Origin of the sequence: Nostoc sp. FACHB-892, from assembly GCF_014698795.1 — a bacterium.
Lineage (GTDB): Bacteria > Cyanobacteriota > Cyanobacteriia > Cyanobacteriales > Nostocaceae > Nostoc.
This window is the reverse complement of record NZ_JACJTR010000003.1, coordinates 387,337-401,161: the sequence shown is the minus strand read 5'-3', so window position 1 is coordinate 401,161 and position 13,825 is coordinate 387,337. Positions and strand designations below refer to the sequence as shown.

Below are 13,825 nucleotides of genomic sequence, written 5' to 3'. Positions count from 1 at the left end.
AGCAGAACCAGGGAGAGGTCTTTTTATAATAATTGCTGACTGTAAAAGCGAAATGATTGACTATTCCCCTGCAACCCAAGCACCATGAAATCCATAAGGCACTCGTTGAGGAATTATCACGCGCGCTACAGGTTCAGCAGTTACATCTTGGGCATTCACAACTACTAATTCTGAAGTATCTGAACCCTCATCGTGGACGAAAGTCATCAGCCAACCATCATCCTCAGCAATTGCACCAGGACGCGGCGCAAACACAGCTTCACCGCCATAGCGCCCTTCTCCGAATTTGTGGGTTTGGGACTTTCCACTGCTGAAGTCGTACTTAATAATACCTTCAAATAAAGGTAGGGGATTGTTTGCCGCTTTGTTAGTGTAGCCATATCGGTTTTGCCGCCCCAATAGGTTTTCGTTGACGCGGGGAAATTCAGAAGCTATATCATCTAACATTTCTTCGTGTACTGTTCCCGTGTTGAGGTTAAATCGCCAGCGATATAAGCGCGGGATATTTGCTTCTGGGTCGGGTTGCGAATCACTAGAAATCAACACAGTAGTAGAACTCATGCGACAGGCAATAAGCACTACTTCATCTCCGTCTTCGTAAGCGTTGAGGGTATGGTAGACGTAGCAAGCGGGACTCTCAAACCATCGGATATTACTGTTATCACCATGACGTGGTAAAATGCCGAAACGGCTGGGACGATCGCGCTCAAACATCATTACAGGTTCTCCCCGTTGCGATCGCTCAGGCTTAAAAGTCAACGGCAAATCCATAAATATCGTGTAGTTTTCTGTGATGGCAAAATCGTGCATCATCACTCCTATTGGCAGATCAATAGGCACTGTCCGTAAAAGTTCGCCTTGTGCTGAAACCACACTATATTGCAGGTACGGTGGCGCAAACAGAGAGTAGCCAAAGAAGATCATTTCGCCTGTCACCGGGTCTACCTTAGGATGGGCTGTAAAGGCAGAAATTAGCTTCCCCTCATAGGTATACTCGCCAATAGTATCTAATTCAGGAAGCTTAATGGCGTGAGGTTTACCTCCCTCGTTCAGCGCCAACATCTGACCAGCGTGCCACACTAAGGCAGTATTGCCAGTATTTTTGTAGCCACCGTAGGGGTTATCCCTTCGTGGTGGTTCTAACATCCCACTCCAGAGAGCCTTACCCGCTTCTCGTTCTTTTTTCCATCCCCTTGTCTGTACGTAGCGGTTACGATAAGTGGCTACGCCGTTGCTAATTTGCACACCATGCAACATCCCATCTCCGTCAAACCAGTGATATTCACCGATGGGTGTCCATTGAGGATTAGGGCCATTTCGGACAAACATCCCCGATAAGTCAAGGGGTAATTCACCGATGACTGATAATTTGTCTGTGGTGATTTCTTCGCGGATTGGAGCAAAATTGCGATCGAGATACGGATTGACTGCTATTGTTACCATTACCTTGATTTATAAGACTTACAGAAAAACGAGCCAGAGCGAACAACTTCCCCTCTTTGAGATGTTAACGACGCGGGGGTTCTAGTGAAAACGCCCTACAGTATACAGTTTAAGCCTGTGGGCATGATAACCAATCATCCTAAAGAAGACAGTTAACTCATCCCACGGCTATGAAAACCCGCAAGATTCCGAGTCATTAGTACCGATGACCAATGACCAACCTCCCAATCCTTGAAGGGATGGGATTGTTGCCGATTTTCGTTTCGTGCTAGAGAGTGTTAAAGAATCTGGTAATGTGATGCATATGGCTTTTGGTGACTGATAACATTGAGCGCTACCTTCAACCAATCAATATAAGTCTGTTCTTTTTTGATCACTAACTCCAGCACCAGCCTTTGCATGACTTGCTCACGGTTGGCAGACTCATCACCAAGTGATGGCAAATCGATGGTTTCACATTCAGCAAGCTTTTTGCTTCGAGCCGCTAATTGTTGCTCTAGTAGGTAAATGATACTTTCATCCGGCAACTGATCTGCAAAATGCAACTGGACTAGCATTGGTTCTCGTACAGTCGGCAAGGGCTGATGAATTCCAAGCCATCGGGTGAATTCGGCTTTCCCTGGCTCAGTTACGCTGTAGACTTTGCGGTTGGGGCGATCGTGCTGAATCTCAACCGTACAGGTAATCCAGCCTTGGTCAACTAGCTTATCAAGAGTTCTGTAAATTTGTGCCTGGTCTGCTGGCCACAAATGAGCAATGCATTGATCAAAGCAGCTTGTTTTGAGGTCGTAGCCCGTCATTTCTTGCTGCTGAAGAAGACCTAGAATTACGTATGCTAGCGACATTAAGACGGTTTTCCCATAATTGATATTTTTTTGATAGGTTCTACACTATGTACTTCTTATAAGTTTATGCTAATATATGATTAATCAAATATAAGATATAACGATTATAAAAAAATATGTTGATTGTCATAGCTCTAAAGAAGGAAACCAAATACATGAACTGAGGTTAGGCAAGCCTCTTGTAGAGAAGGGAAGGAAAATTTCTGGTAAAAGCGGCAAGCCTGCTGGCGAACGTTTACGCAACTATGTATGTTGGATATGCTACTAATCGCTAGAGTATCACTCAACAAACCAGTTGTTCGCTACAGTCTATGTCGTAATAAATACCGACGCGGAAATTATTTAAGCCATTGAAGACTATCATAACGAAAGGATGGGTAACATTGACTTCTAACACACTTTCACAAAGAATACGTCAACATCAATATCTGCGTGATTTACGAAACAAATTACTCTACCTTCATAAGATGTTGCTGGAGACAGAACGCATTACCTACGAACAGGTTAGCGGACGAGTATCAAGCGGAGAACTACTTCAGCTAGTTATCGCTCATGAACAATTTGCTTGGCTACATCGTATTTCTGAGGTAGTTGTGCAAGTTGATGAAATGCTTGAAGCAGATGAACCGATTGCAATGGAGGATTTTGAAAAGTTGATTGCTGATGTCCGCACACTGATTGTACCGTTAGAGACGGGCAATACCTTCGAGAGAAAGTATTACAACGCTCTCCAGCGCGAGCCTGCTGCTGTGTTGGCACATGCGGAAATATCAAGATTTCTCATGACTAAGATTTAAGGATAGCTATATCAAGACTTGGGGCTTAAGCCCCAAGTTCTGGAGCAACCTCACAGGCAATCAGCATAAGCTTAGGGACTTCCAAATAAAAGAATGTTCCAAAACTGACAGGAAAACTCTCTCTATTCCTCCTCTCTCCGTGTTCTCTGTGTCTCTGTGGTTCGTTTATTTGGATAATTTATTTCTTGGAAGTCCCTTAAAGGCTTATCATCAAGACCGCAGGGGGAAAAAGGACTTTCCATATTTACGCAGACAAAGGATTTATCTCTGCCGATTAGCAGGCTGCGCCCCAACAGCCAATTACCTATGACTCACTACCGGGAAAAAATACAGGTAAGACAAACGCTGTCAGAATTCCACCAAGCACAATCACCTCAATAATTCTGACATAAAAATTGTTTTGTATAAAATTATTCATCTCCGCACCAAAGTTTGTTTGTAAGCTAGTTAACCAAGTACGCAAACGACTAGACCATTTAGCAGGGCTATCTTCTGGGCGAAACTTCCACGAAAACATTGAGAGTAACAACGGCGCACCACCCACCTTGGTAGACATCAAAACATGAATCGCCACACAGCCAACCATCACAACCCAAGCGCAAAGGTGGAGGGAGTACCAAATATGATGTAGCTGCCCTGCTGGAAGCCATTCTTCCTTCATCATCCTGCCAGAGTTCACAGCCAAAACAGAGGCGATGAGCATGAGAGTATTTGCTAGACGTTGCAAGCTAACCCACCAAATCGGCTTGCCAACGTGAGTTAGTTGCTGCAAAGAATCAGATTGAAGCAGGCGCTTTTGTCCAGCATGAAAGCTATAGAGGGCAAAAGCAGGGAGAATAAGCAAGAAAAATAATGCAAAAGTGCCGTGAATGCCCTGAATATCCCCAATTTGAGGAAATGGTATTTTACCAAATCGGCGATCGTAAGTGTTGTAAACCAAAAATCCGGTAATAATTGCTGCGATAACTAAAATTCCACTTAAGCCGTGAAGAATTCGCAACAATAAAGGTTGATAGGGTGCAGAACGGGGCATAAAATGAGCCTTTGTAGCTTACTTCAGAAAATTGTAGCCATTCAGAAATAGAAGTATCCAGTAATTTTTAAACCTTATAATTTTTGGTTATGATCAAAAGTCCTCTACGATATCCTGGTGGTAAATCGAAAGCAATAAATCAAATAGTTGAATATTTACCAGAAAGCTTTTCGGAATTTCGAGAGCCTTTTGTAGGTGGCGGTTCTGTATTCATTTATTTAAGACAAAAGTTTCCTGATCTAAAAATTTGGATTAATGATTTAAACCGCGAACTCTTCTTATTCTGGAAATTTGCTCAATCTGATATAGCTCAGTTAGTTAAAGATATTAGACATATTAAAGTCAAATATACAGATGGCAAATTACTCTTTGCGGAGTTGACTAGTATAGATGTCAATAATTTATCTGATTTAGAAAGAGCAGTTCGGTTTTTCGTTCTCAATAGAATTACTTTTTCAGGAACTGTAGAATCAGGCGGTTTTTCTGAACAAGCTTTCCATAAAAGATTTACTTATTCTTCAATAGAACGGCTAGAAAAGTTAGAAAAAATTTTATCAGAAAATGTCCAAATTACTAATTTGGATTACAGCCAACTATTAAAATCAGAAGGAAAAAATGTATTTTTATTTTTAGATCCGCCATATTTTAGCGCTACTAAATCAAAACTCTATGGTAAAGATGGAGACTTGCACACTTCTTTTGAACATCAGAGATTTGCTAACCTTTTGCAACAATGTCATCATCGCTGGCTAATTACCTACGACAACTCAACACAAATTTTAGAAAATTTTCAATGGGCTAATATTTCAGAGTGGGAATTACAGTATGGGATGAATAATTATAAGCAGAGTGGTGCGGCTAAAGGAAAAGAGTTATTCATTACAAACTACGAAGTTAAACTTGATTTGGAGAAAAAATCACCAGTTCAGAATTTTGCTAATCCAGCTTTGCAATTAAGCCTTGAGATTTAAACCTAACTTTGATAGCTTCCAATTTTCCGGTAGGATAACCCCATAGCTCTCAATATAGCTACAACATACAAACCTTAGCTATGATAACTTCCCCAATTCCTGCTCAAGAATCCTCTGCTAGCTGGTATATCCTGCTGCAACAATTAATAGATGGCCAATCCTTGTCCCGTACTCAAGCTGCTGAATTGATGCAAGGTTGGCTCAGTGAAGCGGTTCCCCCAGAGTTATCAGGGGCTATTTTAACAGCGCTGAACTTTAGAGGCATTTCTGCCGACGAGTTAACCGGCATGGCTGAAGTATTACAATCTCAATCAAAACTAGGGACTGGGGACTGGGGACTGGGGACTGGGCAAGAATTTACCCAATCCCCAATCCCCCTAATAGATACCTGTGGCACTGGTGGAGATGGTTCATCAACCTTTAATATTTCTACAGCTGTTGCATTTGTCGCCGCAGCATCTGGCGTACCTGTCGCTAAACACGGCAATCGTTCAGCTTCAAGTCTCACAGGGAGCGCAGATGTATTGGAAGCCTTGGGTGTAAACTTGAGTGCATCCAGCGAAAAGGTGCAAGCCGCACTACAAGAGGTGGGGATCACTTTCTTGTTTGCCCCTGGTTGGCATCCAGCACTTAAGGCGGTTGCCTCATTACGGCGGACTTTGAAGGTGCGAACAATTTTTAATTTGCTCGGGCCGCTAGTAAATCCCTTGCGTCCAACTGGGCAGGTAGTGGGCTTATTTACTCCCAAACTTTTAGCAACAGTTGCCGAAGCTTTACAAAATTTGGGCAAAGAAAAAGCGATTGTGCTGCACGGGCGAGAAAAACTTGATGAGGCTGGGTTAGGAGATGAAACTGACTTAGCGGTGTTATCAGATGGAGAAGTGCAGTTAACTAGCATTAATCCCCTAGATTTGGATTTAACGCCTGCTCCCATAGGTATGCTTCGGGGTGGAGATGTCCAAGAGAATGCGGTGATTCTGAAGGCGGTACTCCAAGGTAAGGGGACTCAGGCACAACAGGATGCAGTAGCGTTGAATGCCTCGTTGGCGCTACAAGTAGCGGGGTCGATCGCACTCCTAGATCACGCCCAAGGAATCAAAATCGCTAAGGATATTCTACAAAGTGGGGCTGCTTGGACGAAGTTGGAGCAGTTAGTTGAGTTTCTGGAGAATTAATTTGCGATCGCAGTTGCGGACGAAATTCTACTACATTACGTTTAATGGTGACATCGTAATTGCCAAAAAAGTCATGTCCTAGAAGTCCAGTTTCTAGTTCCGCACCTGCGATCGCTACTGCTACTTTATTCACTATTACCCCGCCAACTGCCATCGAATTAACATAGCCCACAGGAAATTCTACACCTCTAGAACTAGCGGTATTTGCCTTAGCTTTCCCTACTGTCACGATTCCCAAGGTATTTGCCATTTCTTGGGTAATTACAGTGCCACTGGCTCCTGTGTCCACAATCATCTCAAATTGTCGCTGGCCATTGAAGGTGACTTCGACAATTGGCGTTCCACCAAGCCGCCTTTTAATGGGGGCTGTAAATACTTCTGGATCTGGAATCACCACTGCTGATGAAGGTAAACCTGGCTCTATTGGTAACCGTTTTGTTTCTTGTGGAGGCAAGGTATATTTTGGTGTGATTGCTGTTTGGGGAACTGTAACTACTACCCTCTTCGGTTCGGCAAGTAGCACAGGGCGAGGACTAGCTTGCTGTTGGGCATATTTAATTTGGCGGCGATATTCAGTAATTTTGGTTTGAGCGATCGCAAACTCTGGGCTTTGCCGCCGGACTCTTTGCATCAGCGTGATCGCATCCTGGTACTGATTCGCCACCAAAATCCAATCACCTGGAGATTGAGCAGATCGGCTGATACTCCAAGCGCCAACCGCTTTGTCTAGCCCCATCTCAAAAAGGCTTGGTTCACTCTCAGACGGCTCTAGCGACTGTGGTTCTGGGGTAGGAATAACTACTGGTGTTGCTGGTTCGACGGCAGGCTGTACTGATGCCTGATCCCTAATTGGCGCGGGTTGCTCATTGCCACTAGTCGCCGTGTTTCGTTGGTCTTCACTACAGGCACCACACAAAACCGCTAGAGCGCTTGATAGAAAAATTAGGGTTGCACGGGATAAAAAAGACTGAAGCATAATTAATTTTAACCATCCAAGCTTTGCCAAAGCCACTCCCGCTAATTTAATTCACTTTTAATTTTAATTAACTATTCTAAAAACTCCCAATTGCTCAACTCATGGGATAATTAACAATCGCAGTATTGGGGAATGGGGAGTAGGGAAGAGGTTTCCCAATGCCCACTCCCCACTCCCCACTCCCCACTCCCCACTCCCCAATTTACTATGCCCCTGACTGACGCAATACCAGCTTTACTTGTCCTGGCAGACGGAACTACTTATCGCGGTTGGTCTTTCGGTGCTACGGGAACCGCGATCGGAGAAGTGGTGTTCAACACTGGCATGACCGGCTACCAAGAAGTACTAACCGATCCCAGTTACTGCGGTCAAATTGTCATTTTTACCTATCCTGAATTAGGCAATACTGGCGTTAATCCTGAAGATGAGGAATCAAATGCGCCCCAAATTCGGGGTGCGATCGCTCGAAATATTTGTCACCGACCGAGTAACTGGCGATCAACACAATCCTTACCAGACTACCTTAAGCAAAACCAAGTACCAGGGATCTACGGCATCGATACCCGCGCCCTCACCCGCAAAATTCGGATGTTTGGAGCTATGAACGGAGGCATTTCCACAACCATTCTCGATGAGGCGGAATTGCTAGAGCAGGTACAGGCGGCTCCCAACATGGCAGGATTGAATCTGGTTCGGGAAGTCACAACCCCAACTGCTTATGAATGGTCAGATCCCACAATTCCAGCTTGGGAATTCAACTCTGAAGCTGCGGAAAATCTTGGAGAACCCTTTACCGTTGTTGCCCTTGACTTTGGCGTAAAACGCAATATTTTGCGTCGCTTAACAAGTTATGGTTGTCGGGTAATTGTTGTGCCTGCTGATACGCCACCAGAGGAAATCCTCAATTACAATCCAGATGGTGTGTTTCTTTCTAATGGGCCTGGCGACCCTGCTGCCGTCACTGAAGGGATTGCAACTGCTAAAGCGCTTCTGTTAAGTGAAAAGCCCATCTTTGGTATTTGTATGGGACACCAAATTTTAGGTCATGCACTAGGGGCAGAAACCTATAAACTCAAATTTGGTCACCGTGGTTTAAATCAGCCTGCCGGTTTACAACAACGGATAGAAATTACCAGCCAAAACCATAGTTTTGCTATTAACCCAGATTCTTTGCCTACAACAGTTGTAGAAATCAGCCACCTGAACTTAAACGATCGCACCGTTGCCGGGGTACGTCACAAATCTCTACCTGTATTCTCTGTACAATATCACCCAGAAGCAAGTCCTGGGCCTCACGATGCTGATTACTTGTTTGAGCAATTTGTTCAAGTCATGCGAACAGCACGTCAAGCCGCAACAGCCGAAGTGAGGTAAAAATAGGGAATGGGGAATAGGGAATAGGGAACAGGAAGGGGTTTTTCCAATGCCCATTACCCAATCCCCTACTTCAGTAGATTGTAGACAACTTGCTCAAAAACCATCTATACTTGAGCGTTCACTTTAACTCATGAGGAGGGAATTATTGCTGAGCCACTGAATCTAACCGTTAGCCTGAGGGGCACTCGTGAAGTCCGGGATAACTGTCAGCTATTCCGCCTCACAGGTTTGTTAGATGCCTTTTCTGAGCCGACATTTCGCAAGGTACTTGGCAGTAAGATTGACGAGGGCCCTAAGCATATTATTTTGGATCTCTCACAAATCGACTTTATTGATAGCTCTGGCTTGGGTGCTTTGGTGCAGCTAGCCAAGCAGGCTCAAACTGCTGAAGGCACTTTGCAAATTGTCACGAATGCCCGGGTAACTCAAACGGTCAAGCTTGTTCGCCTAGAAAAGTTTCTCTCCCTGCAAAAATCAGTTGAAGAAGCTCTAGAAAACGTCAAGTAGTCTTGATTGCTTGAACCGAGAGACCAATTCGGCTATTCAGATTCAACATCGGATAGCTTAATTTTTAAAACTTCTGGCAGCAAACCTCTCTCCTTGTGGGAGAGGCACAAAGCCAGTTAAGCTATTATGTTTAAAGTTAACCAATAACAAAAATATAGACACCCCATTTTTGGGTCTGTAATTGTCGGTTAGAATATCAAATAAACAATCAAGTCTAAGAAATTTGTAAGAAATACAAAGTCAGCAGATTTATTTATGGGTAAACTTGACTTGATACTGTATATTTAAAAATTGCCGCTTACCAAGTAAGCATAGCTAAACGCTCAAGTAACAGGTGAGTTTGATGTCATAATTTTACACCATCTTAGACACAGACCACAAGTAAGCGCAATTTGATTTATAAGCGTTGACATTAGGATATAAAATGCCAACTCTCAATCAAAAAGATAGAATTGGTAAGTATTTCTGATAGTATTGATTATGCTAAGTATGGTATTATGGCTTACTTCAGAAAAATCAGTCTTTGCAAAAAATGCCTGCCAAATGTAGCCCGTCAAGGAATGATTTATTGTGAAGTCACAGGAGGAAGAGCTATTAGATACACAAGATGAAACTCCTAAACAGAGTTTATCTTGGACTCAAGCACTCTTGACAACCACAGCGCCATTCCAACAGATTTCCCTCTCACAAGTGCAACAAATTTCTCCTACTGCTTTAGCATATTTGGGGGATGCAATTTATGAGTTGTATGTTAGAATGTTCTATCTGCTGCCATTGCAGCGGTCAGGAATTTACCACCGTTTGGTAGTGGAGCAGGTAAGAGCGGAAACACAAGCGCTACATTTGCGATCGCTGGTTCCTCATTTAAGGGACACCGAATTAGAAATTGTCCGACGGGGTAGAAACGCCGCTACAGGACGCCCTAAGCGACTTAATCCCGAAATTTATCAACAGGCAACTAGTCTAGAAACCTTAATAGGCTACTTATATCTCACCGATTACCAGCGTCTAACCGAACTGTTGCAAATGCTTCATGTAGAAAAAGGGTGAAAGCTCAATTTCACAACAATAGGTAAAGCAGTAGATTAGGTTTTAGAAATTCAGGTAATCGTATGTTCAACCATACGCTATATCTATAACTCAAATGCAGAATAAACCGAGAAAAATCATCAAGACTTCCACTAATGAACCCAATCGTGGGCAACCCGTAAAAATTCAGGGTAAGCGTGTTGTTACTAATCCTACTCGCAATCCTAGGAAAGTAGATAGCAACCCGATTTCTGGTGCTAATCCCACTCGCAATCCCAGGAAAATAGATGTTGCTAATCCCACCCGCAATCCCAAAAAAATAGATAGCAACCCGATTTCTGGCAACTCGCGCCAACGAAATAATAACTTTTCCCAGCCGCCTGTATCTACACAACCCATAGAAGAAGATAACGATCTCATCTATGGTCGTCATCCAGTATTGAGTGCGTTGCAAAATCAGCGCAATCTCAACCGTCTCTGGATTACTACCCGTCTGCGCTACGACCCCAGCTTTCACCATTTTCTCCTCCAAGCGAAGGAAAATGGCACAGTTATTGATGAGGTTGAACCTAAGCGCTTAGACTATCTCACCAACGGGGCCAATCACCAAGGTGTGGCGGCACAAGTTGCTCCTTACGCCTACATCGAATTACCCGATCTAATTGAACAGGCAAAAGCTGTAACCGATCCCGTAATTGTAGTGGCTGACGGAATTACTGATCCCCACAACTTAGGAGCAATTATTCGCACCGCCGAAGCAATAGGCGCTCAAGGTTTGGTGATTCCTCAAAGAAGAGCATCTGGGATCACCTCCACCGTTATGAAAGTCGCAGCAGGCGCTTTAGAAAATTTTGCTGTAGCTAGAGTTGTTAACCTCAGCCGCGCCTTAGAAGAGTTAAAAGAAGCTGGCTATTGGATTTATGGCACTGCTGCAAGTGGTAGCGAACCCGTACACACAGTAAATTTCACTGGCCCAATCGTTTTGGTCATCGGCTCAGAAGGTGAAGGTCTGAGTATGTTGACTCAACGTTCCTGTGATTTCTTGGTATCGATTCCTCTACAAGGTAAGACTCCCAGCCTCAATGCTTCTGTAGCAGCAGGTATGACACTTTATGAAATTTACCGCCAGCGATCGCTAAATACCCTCCACCTAGATAAATTACAAAAAAATTCTTTGAAAAAATAACCCTAACAGAGTATAAAGAAATGTAAAAGATAATAAAGCAACATATCGTTTAACACCCTGTAGACGTTTATAAACTCGCGAAAACCATGAAAACCATTTGGCATAACCTCAAGGAAGTGTTACTTAACACATTCGACTCCCTCGGCTTGGCTTGGTGGGTAGAGATCGTGACGCAAAATCCCCGTTGCACATACTACTTCGGGCCATTTCTAAGTTCTTCTGAAGCAAGATTGTCAAGCATTGGATATATAGAAGATTTGGAGATCGAAGGAGCAACGGGAATTGCTGTAAATGTCAAGCGTTGCAAACCTAACACCTTAACAATTGCTGAAGACTTGGGGGAAAGATTTGACCGCAAAGTACAGCCTGCCTTTGGCGGTCAAATTTAAGTTAGTTAGGCCAGAGAATGAACAGGATGCGAGGATGCAGGGACGCAAAAACACGGAGACACTGAGAGAGAATTCTTTTACCGTGTTATTGCATCTTTTCCACTCACCGCGTCACCACATCTTCACTCTCCATTTCTCCTTCGTCAATAGTCAAAATTTTTAAAATATTCGACTATTGACTACCAACTACCTGCGGATGTTCTTCCAGCCAATGGTCAATATCATTCAGCACCTGCTGGGGAACTTCCCACGGAAAAAGATGGGCAGTGTTAGGATAGCACTGCCACTGAGAATTGTTCAGGTGTTGAGCAGTTTCTAAACTGGAATCAGATGTGATGTGGCGGTCTTGATCACCAGCAAGTACTAAACCAGGACATTGTATTTGTTGCAAATCTAGAAGTCGGTTGTATCCCGATTGAATTGCACTGGAAAGGGCGCGAGTAGCAGCAGGAGAGGTTTGTAAATAAGCTGGTACTGCTTCAGTCGCAATGTAGTTGTAAGTGGTAGATGTATGTTGTTGAATTAGATAGCGGAAAAGCGATCGCTTACCAAAAGTTTCAATATTCCATTGCCAACTCGGTTTTATATAGTTTAGTAGGCCAGCAACGCCAGTATATAAATTATCCTGCCAAGTGATAGGAGGATGACTGCCACGGGGTTTTGCGGCTGTCGCCACTAAAATCAGCCCTGTAATCCGCTCTGGCAAACGTAATGCCAGTTCCATTGCCAGAATGCCCCCAAGTGACCATCCTAATACTAGACACTTTTCAATCTCAAAGCGGTCTAGGAGGGCTTCTAAATCAGTCAAATGGTCATTCATCTCAAAATTGCCATTCCAGCGACTTTTGCCGTATCCACGTAAATCAGGGGCAAAAGTTTTATAACGTTTTGATAAATGATTGGTAAAGACAGAAAGACTACGACCAGTACCAGGATGACCATGTAAGCCCAGAATGGGGAATCCTTGACCTTGGATGTAGACATTGAGACGTGCAGCAGTGGTAGGATGGTGATCGCTCATCTAGCACCCCCAAGAGACTCCCACCATACTTGATAGCCAAATGTGTTCAAATTAAAACCTTCAAATTATTACAATTTTAAGAAATTGGTTCATAAACCATTTGGGGAATCAACACTTCATCTTGTAATTGCCCAATACCTAAAAAACGAGTCTCTTCATCATAAACTCGTACTATTTCAGAAACATCGAAAGTTAGAGAAATTCGTTGACCTTGACACCATTTTTGAGCAGATGCTGCTGGTAAAGTAACAGATGACAAATGTTTCAAGGCTGCATCAGAGGCAAAAGGCTGAAATGTCCCCGCTTGCAGTTTGGCTTCTAGGTCGGTCAAAGTGAGACTATCTGTTAGATCGAAGCCACTGCTTTGGGTGCGAATCAAAGCGGCAAGAGTGCCACCAGTTTCTAAAATTGCACCCAAGTCACGAGCGATCGCTCTAATATATGTACCAGAACCACAGGCGATCGCCACATCCAATTCGGGAAAATCTCCTTCTCTCCAGTCCAAAATATCTATCTGAAAAACTTCTACTGTTCGCACTGGAACTTCCACCGTTATCCCTTGGCGTGCTAAGTCGTAGAGACGTTTACCATCCACCTGGATTGCACTGTAACTAGGTGGTATTTGCTCAATCTTGCCTTCAAATTGTGGTAATACACTTTTCACCTGTGCCAAACTCAATCCAGCACAAGGTTGTGAAGTGATGATTTCGCCTTGTAAATCATCGGTTGTGGTACGCACACCCAGCCGAATAGTGGCTTTATAACCTTTGTTCTCTGGCAGATATTGCAATAATCTTGTGGCTTTACCAAGGGCGATTGGTAAAACCCCTGTAGCAGCTGGATCTAAGGTTCCCGCATGTCCTACACGTTTGAGGCGCAACAATTTTCGCACCCGCGCGACGCAGTCGTGGGAAGTCCAGCCAAATGGTTTGTTTAAGTTGATAAAACCTTGAAATAACACAGAATAAATACTTACAGCTTCTAAACTCTATTAAATACTCATTTAATGCTCAAAGCATTAATATTTAGCAATCAAGGCTTAAATAAGCATTAATTTATACAAATTAATCAGGTTA

14 protein-coding genes are annotated in these 13,825 nt (G+C 43.5%); 8 read left to right on the top strand and 6 right to left on the bottom strand.

Annotation, left to right across the window (positions count from 1 at the left end):
- Window positions 1–60 precede the first annotated feature (60 nt).
- A complete protein-coding gene (locus H6G96_RS06615; protein WP_190910696.1) occupies window positions 61–1,443 on the bottom strand; it encodes a carotenoid oxygenase family protein in 1,383 nt (460 codons plus the stop codon).
- Between the two features lie 278 nt (window positions 1,444–1,721).
- On the bottom strand, window positions 1,722–2,288 hold the full coding sequence (locus H6G96_RS06610) for a PadR family transcriptional regulator (RefSeq protein WP_190910695.1): 567 nt from the start codon (window positions 2,286–2,288) through the stop codon (window positions 1,722–1,724).
- Window positions 2,289–2,671: 383 nt separating this feature from the next.
- Here H6G96_RS06610 and H6G96_RS06605 point away from each other — a divergent pair, with 383 nt between their 5' ends.
- On the top strand, window positions 2,672–3,085 hold the full coding sequence (locus H6G96_RS06605) for a hypothetical protein (protein ID WP_190910694.1): 414 nt from the start codon (window positions 2,672–2,674) through the stop codon (window positions 3,083–3,085).
- Between the two features lie 304 nt (window positions 3,086–3,389).
- Here the strand turns inward: H6G96_RS06605 and H6G96_RS06600 are convergent, their stop codons facing one another.
- On the bottom strand, window positions 3,390–4,118 hold the full coding sequence (locus H6G96_RS06600) for a cytochrome b/b6 domain-containing protein (protein WP_190910693.1): 729 nt from the start codon (window positions 4,116–4,118) through the stop codon (window positions 3,390–3,392).
- 89 nt (window positions 4,119–4,207) lie between these two features.
- Between H6G96_RS06600 and H6G96_RS06595 the strand changes: the two genes are divergently transcribed.
- Both H6G96_RS06595 and trpD read left to right on the top strand, forming a co-directional pair.
- Window positions 4,208–5,089 (top strand): DNA adenine methylase, encoded by an 882-nt coding sequence (locus H6G96_RS06595; protein WP_190910692.1) that lies wholly within the window; start codon window positions 4,208–4,210, stop codon window positions 5,087–5,089.
- Window positions 5,090–5,169: 80 nt separating this feature from the next.
- Complete coding sequence (gene trpD, locus H6G96_RS06590; protein ID WP_190910691.1) at window positions 5,170–6,264, top strand: anthranilate phosphoribosyltransferase; 1,095 nt, start codon at window positions 5,170–5,172, stop codon at window positions 6,262–6,264.
- Here trpD and H6G96_RS06585 read toward each other — a convergent pair.
- Window positions 6,194–7,240 carry a retropepsin-like aspartic protease gene (locus H6G96_RS06585; protein ID WP_190910690.1) on the bottom strand — a complete coding sequence of 349 codons (1,047 nt, stop codon included), beginning with the start codon at window positions 7,238–7,240 and terminating at the stop codon, window positions 6,194–6,196. The genes trpD and H6G96_RS06585 overlap by 71 nt on opposite strands.
- Window positions 7,241–7,447: 207 nt before the next feature.
- On the opposite strand from H6G96_RS06585, the gene carA reads away from it, so the two are divergent.
- The 5 genes from carA to H6G96_RS06560 all read left to right on the top strand — a co-directional run bounded on the left by carA (window position 7,448) and on the right by H6G96_RS06560 (window position 11,728).
- Window positions 7,448–8,614 (top strand): glutamine-hydrolyzing carbamoyl-phosphate synthase small subunit, encoded by a 1,167-nt coding sequence (gene carA, locus H6G96_RS06580; protein ID WP_190910689.1) that lies wholly within the window; start codon window positions 7,448–7,450, stop codon window positions 8,612–8,614.
- Between the two features lie 144 nt (window positions 8,615–8,758).
- Complete coding sequence (locus H6G96_RS06575) at window positions 8,759–9,124, top strand: STAS domain-containing protein (RefSeq protein WP_190727785.1); 366 nt, start codon at window positions 8,759–8,761, stop codon at window positions 9,122–9,124.
- Between the two features lie 570 nt (window positions 9,125–9,694).
- On the top strand, window positions 9,695–10,174 hold the full coding sequence (locus H6G96_RS06570; protein ID WP_190727697.1) for a ribonuclease III domain-containing protein: 480 nt from the start codon (window positions 9,695–9,697) through the stop codon (window positions 10,172–10,174).
- A gap of 94 nt (window positions 10,175–10,268) precedes the next feature.
- Window positions 10,269–11,339 (top strand): 23S rRNA (guanosine(2251)-2'-O)-methyltransferase RlmB, encoded by a 1,071-nt coding sequence (rlmB, locus tag H6G96_RS06565; protein ID WP_190910688.1) that lies wholly within the window; start codon window positions 10,269–10,271, stop codon window positions 11,337–11,339.
- A gap of 86 nt (window positions 11,340–11,425) precedes the next feature.
- Window positions 11,426–11,728 carry a DUF1816 domain-containing protein gene (locus H6G96_RS06560; RefSeq protein WP_190910687.1) on the top strand — a complete coding sequence of 101 codons (303 nt, stop codon included), beginning with the start codon at window positions 11,426–11,428 and terminating at the stop codon, window positions 11,726–11,728.
- Between the two features lie 172 nt (window positions 11,729–11,900).
- Here H6G96_RS06560 and H6G96_RS06555 read toward each other — a convergent pair whose 3' ends face one another.
- Window positions 11,901–12,749: an alpha/beta hydrolase gene (locus tag H6G96_RS06555; RefSeq protein ID WP_190910686.1), complete on the bottom strand. Its 849-nt coding sequence runs from the start codon at window positions 12,747–12,749 to the stop codon at window positions 11,901–11,903.
- Between the two features lie 76 nt (window positions 12,750–12,825).
- Window positions 12,826–13,710 (bottom strand): tRNA pseudouridine(55) synthase TruB, encoded by an 885-nt coding sequence (truB, locus tag H6G96_RS06550; RefSeq protein WP_190910685.1) that lies wholly within the window; start codon window positions 13,708–13,710, stop codon window positions 12,826–12,828.
- Between the last annotated feature and the right edge of the window lie 115 nt (window positions 13,711–13,825).